This is a genomic window from Spirosoma pulveris (genome assembly GCF_054781875.1).
Map to the genome: position 1 here is coordinate 1 of NZ_BAAGTO010000043.1, position 3,566 is coordinate 3,566.

Sequence of the window (3,566 nt, forward strand, 5' to 3'; positions counted from 1 at the left end):
TTATTTCTGCTTTAGCTGTTGAGGGGTACCCCAGTCATTTCGTTATTTCCTCAACGGGTGTTATTGAGGATATTTACACAGGTTTATCGTCTAATTCCCAAACAAATAAAGCCATGCTTGATAATCGGCTCATAGCTGCTATTGATAAGGCCTTAGAAAACAACTGAATCTATTGTATAAGTGGCACTATGTTCACTTGGACGAAAAGTATAACAAAACTTCAGTTTTGTTATACAGCTAATTTAGGCGCTTTTCAGTGAATTTATCTTTTAGAAGAGAAGAGTTTGGGGGCCAAGTAATTGCTAAGCCCTCACGGTATAGTTTTTTTAAACGCCCACACAATTGACACTCTATCGTATCAGGTAGGAGCGTTTTCGTAAGACAGTAGTTGTTAATCTCTCAAACAATCAGTCGCATATGAAGAACCCCGGCCTATACTGTATAGACCGAGGAGAAAGAAAAGCTTATCCACGAGTAGATCAGAAAAGCTATTCTAAAACTACATTTGTTTGATCAAATTACAATGGATAAATGAGCATTTATTCGTCAGGCAGTAAACTGAATACCAGCGTATTTTGAGAGTAAAATAAAAGTCGCTTGATTTGTAACAGGGTAGTGACTTTCATCTTTTACTACCCAAAGTATGAAAGTCACTACCCTGTTATATCTGTTATTTAACGGCAAGTAATTCAAGCTGTTCTATCACAGGGGGCATACTCAGTAGAGTATCAGCATTAGCCAGCAACGCTTTCGCAATTTCACCGCTCAGGTGGGCTTGTCGACCCTCTTCGCTAGCAAAGGTGTCGAAAATACCAAACGTATTCTCATTGATCTTGAAGGCATACCAACGAAGGGTACCCTGTTCCTGTTGAGCTAGGGCCAGGGCTTCTTTCAGAAAGTTCTCGACCGTAGCTTCTTGGCCAGGTTTTGCTTGAACACGGGCCAGTAATGAAAGTTTTTCCATGATAAAATGAGTCTAAAAGTTTGTAATAGGTATGATATTTGACAAACGTACGACTTTGGTTATACTTTTTAAGATTAATTTAAGACACGTGATAGTGAGAATAGATTGTGCCACTTAAAACGCCCATTTAAATAGACAATTTCGCTTTTAAACTTTTGCCTAAGAAGTGAAAGGGGCAACCAGAGAAAATTGGATAGCCGCAGTTAGGTTAATCAAGTACGCTTTGTACTTAGAAGTAGCTCCTGATAATTATCGGGCCTGTATAGGGTAATCCCCTTCACACGCTCGAAATGCTTTGGATTAAGGGTAAAGACCGGCACGTCAAAGACTAAGGCCGTACTAATCGTATAAGCATCCCCCACACCGGTATCTGGCCACCGGCGGGCTACCTCTAAGGCTTGCTCACTAACGCCATCACTGTTCAAAACGATGTAATTGTCCAACCGCTTTCGATGCCGGTCATACTCGGCCCGGCTAATGGGCATGGCTAGGCCCCGTTGGATGAGTAACCAATGTTGTAACTCAATGAACACCGCCGTGCTAATGGTTTCCTGAAACTCCTCAATAGCTGTTTGATACGCTTCCAAGAAGGGTGATTTAGCCAGGAAAACACGGCTCAGCAAGCCCGTATCACACAAAAGGGCAGGCTTAGTAACTGTAATCAAGGAATGGGCGTGGGATCAAGGTGTTTATGTTTACCCAACTCATTGGCAATAGCTAGTCCAGGGTCTTCGGTTGACAGATGACCCGATGGAATCAGGCCTTCGATCACCTGACCTGATGCGTTTAGTAGCTTCACCTTGAGGGGCCTCCTAGCTTTTGATTTTATGTTAGTCGTTGCCATAGCTTGATCGATGTTTACAAAATTAACAAAAGTTGGGGCTAATACCTCTCAGTTGTTTAGTATCAAAACCGGTTGATGAAAGCTGAGCCTAATACATGCTAGCTGTTGCTCAGGAACAGGGCAGACTCTGTAATAGTGTTGGCCAAATCAGTTTCTATAAATACTCGTCCTTTAAACCCACTTCGTCTCACTTGGGAGCCTTATGTGAGATGAAACAAAAGGGTGTATCGACCTGCAACGAATCCTTCTAATCGATCTCCTTCTGTTCTGAAAGGCGCTCACCTAGAGCCCTCTCCGGTTTTACCGATGATGAACGGCTAAGGGGTTTGTCTCTTGTTTGGCATCGTCCCGTTTGTGGAAGTAATAGTAAGAGGTAATCAGCAACAGCAGGGGAAGAATTGGTCCCACGCCTTTGGCGATGCCGTCAACCAGCCCGTGCGCAATGGCCCCGGAAATAAACGTAACGCCAAAGGCGACGTACGCCCATTCTTTCACCTGGCGGGGAACCGCCGGAATCAGCAGCAGCAGCGCTCCCAATAGTTTGCCGATGCCTAGTTCAATCCGAAAATAGTCTGGGAATCCTAAATGGCGGAACGAGTCAATCATATAGGCATTGGTAAAATAGAACAGGGCGGGGGTGGCCCCCATCAGCATGGCCAGACCAGTCGTGATCCAGTAGATCCTCTTGTCTCGTTTCATCGTTGTATCTTTTTGAGTCTGCCTTTGTTTGGCAAGTCAAAAGTAGGTAAGCTTGCTAACCAAAAGTTAGCAGTAACCTAAAAGTAACCAGTAACCTTAAGGTAACCAGGATGAGTCAGCCGACCCCTACTCAGGAAGATTATTTGTCGCGCATGTTACCAGTTCGGGATGCGCTGGACGTCATTAGTGGAAAATGGAAGATTCTCATTTTCATTTCCCTGACGTATGGCCATAAGCGATTTCGGGAAATCGAACGGAGCATTCCAAACATTTCTTCGAAGGTGCTGGCCAAAGAGCTGAAGGACTTAGAGGAGCATAAGTTGGTAAAACGGACGGTCTACGACCAGTTACCTGTCTTGGTGGAGTATACCACTACGGAGTATGTCCAGACGCTGGAGCCAGTCATCCAGGCCTTGTATCAGTGGGGCCTCCAGCACCGCCAGCGGGTTCTAGCCATCGATGAGCAACCTAGGTGATGGTTACCGTTAACCCCAGCGGACCGATGAGCCTGGTGGGTATCTGCTTCCATTGCTAGTTCAGCACCTGTAGGGCGACAGGGATGCCGATCTTGCGTCTTTTTGGTCAATTTTAGCTCCGCGTTATATGCTTTGGCGCAGGTCTGACCACCTTTTTATGGCGATTGGGTGCTACCTTATTTTTCCGCAGCACTACCCTAGGTGGGTGGGTATTTGTAGCTGCCAGTGGGGGAGCCTTAGCGATCACCTTACTCCCGGTCAGCCTCCCGAGCGTGAAAGCCGCCCTGCTGAATCGGGTCAAGAGTTTGCGCAATGAATAATAGAGTGCCTGTCGTCCTTTCTTTTTGAACTTCCCTATAGTGGCAACTCAATAAACGCCCATTTTAAAGAACAGCTACATGAATACTCCGTCGTCTAAGACGTGAACCTATTTATGAACGTTTCTTCGTCTCACTAAGGAGCGTGGCTGTTGCACAACTCTGCTTCCAACATCGATTTTTCAGCGGCTGAATTGGCGAATGAGATTTTCTACCATTGTCTACCCTGCTTAGTTGAGAAAAAGCACGCCAAAGCCCAGAAAAGT

The 3,566-nt window shown here is 45.5% G+C and carries 5 protein-coding genes; 1 reads left to right on the plus strand and 4 read right to left on the minus strand.

The window, feature by feature from the left end:
* Positions 1-670: 670 nt before the first annotated feature.
* The 4 genes from ACYVJM_RS31885 to ACYVJM_RS31900 form a co-directional block, all read right to left on the minus strand.
* Complete coding sequence (locus ACYVJM_RS31885; protein ID WP_460979938.1) at positions 671-964, minus strand: putative quinol monooxygenase; 294 nt, start codon at positions 962-964, stop codon at positions 671-673.
* A 212-nt stretch (positions 965-1,176) separates the two neighbouring features.
* Positions 1,177-1,629, minus strand: a complete 453-nt coding sequence (locus tag ACYVJM_RS31890) for a type II toxin-antitoxin system VapC family toxin (protein ID WP_461152170.1) — start codon at positions 1,627-1,629, stop codon at positions 1,177-1,179.
* Complete coding sequence (locus ACYVJM_RS31895; protein ID WP_297374668.1) at positions 1,626-1,808, minus strand: hypothetical protein; 183 nt, start codon at positions 1,806-1,808, stop codon at positions 1,626-1,628. Before ACYVJM_RS31895 ends, ACYVJM_RS31890 begins: the two co-directional genes overlap by 4 nt.
* Before the next feature lie 300 nt (positions 1,809-2,108).
* On the minus strand, positions 2,109-2,507 hold the full coding sequence (locus tag ACYVJM_RS31900; protein ID WP_461152171.1) for a DoxX family protein: 399 nt from the start codon (positions 2,505-2,507) through the stop codon (positions 2,109-2,111).
* A gap of 110 nt (positions 2,508-2,617) precedes the next feature.
* Between ACYVJM_RS31900 and ACYVJM_RS31905 the strand changes: the two genes are divergently transcribed.
* Positions 2,618-2,983 carry a winged helix-turn-helix transcriptional regulator gene (locus tag ACYVJM_RS31905; protein ID WP_461152172.1) on the plus strand — a complete coding sequence of 122 codons (366 nt, stop codon included), beginning with the start codon at positions 2,618-2,620 and terminating at the stop codon, positions 2,981-2,983.
* The last annotated feature ends 583 nt before the right edge of the window (positions 2,984-3,566 follow it).

Excerpts from the sequence above, each read along its gene's own strand:
- ACYVJM_RS31905 (WP_461152172.1), top strand. The coding sequence starts at position 2,618 with ATGAGTCAGCCGACCCCTACTCAGGAAGATTATTTGTCGCGCATGTTA.
- ACYVJM_RS31895 (WP_297374668.1), bottom strand. The coding sequence starts at position 1,808 with ATGGCAACGACTAACATAAAATCAAAAGCTAGGAGGCCCCTCAAGGTG.
- ACYVJM_RS31900 (WP_461152171.1), bottom strand. The coding sequence starts at position 2,507 with ATGAAACGAGACAAGAGGATCTACTGGATCACGACTGGTCTGGCCATG.
- ACYVJM_RS31885 (WP_460979938.1), bottom strand. The coding sequence starts at position 964 with ATGGAAAAACTTTCATTACTGGCCCGTGTTCAAGCAAAACCTGGCCAA.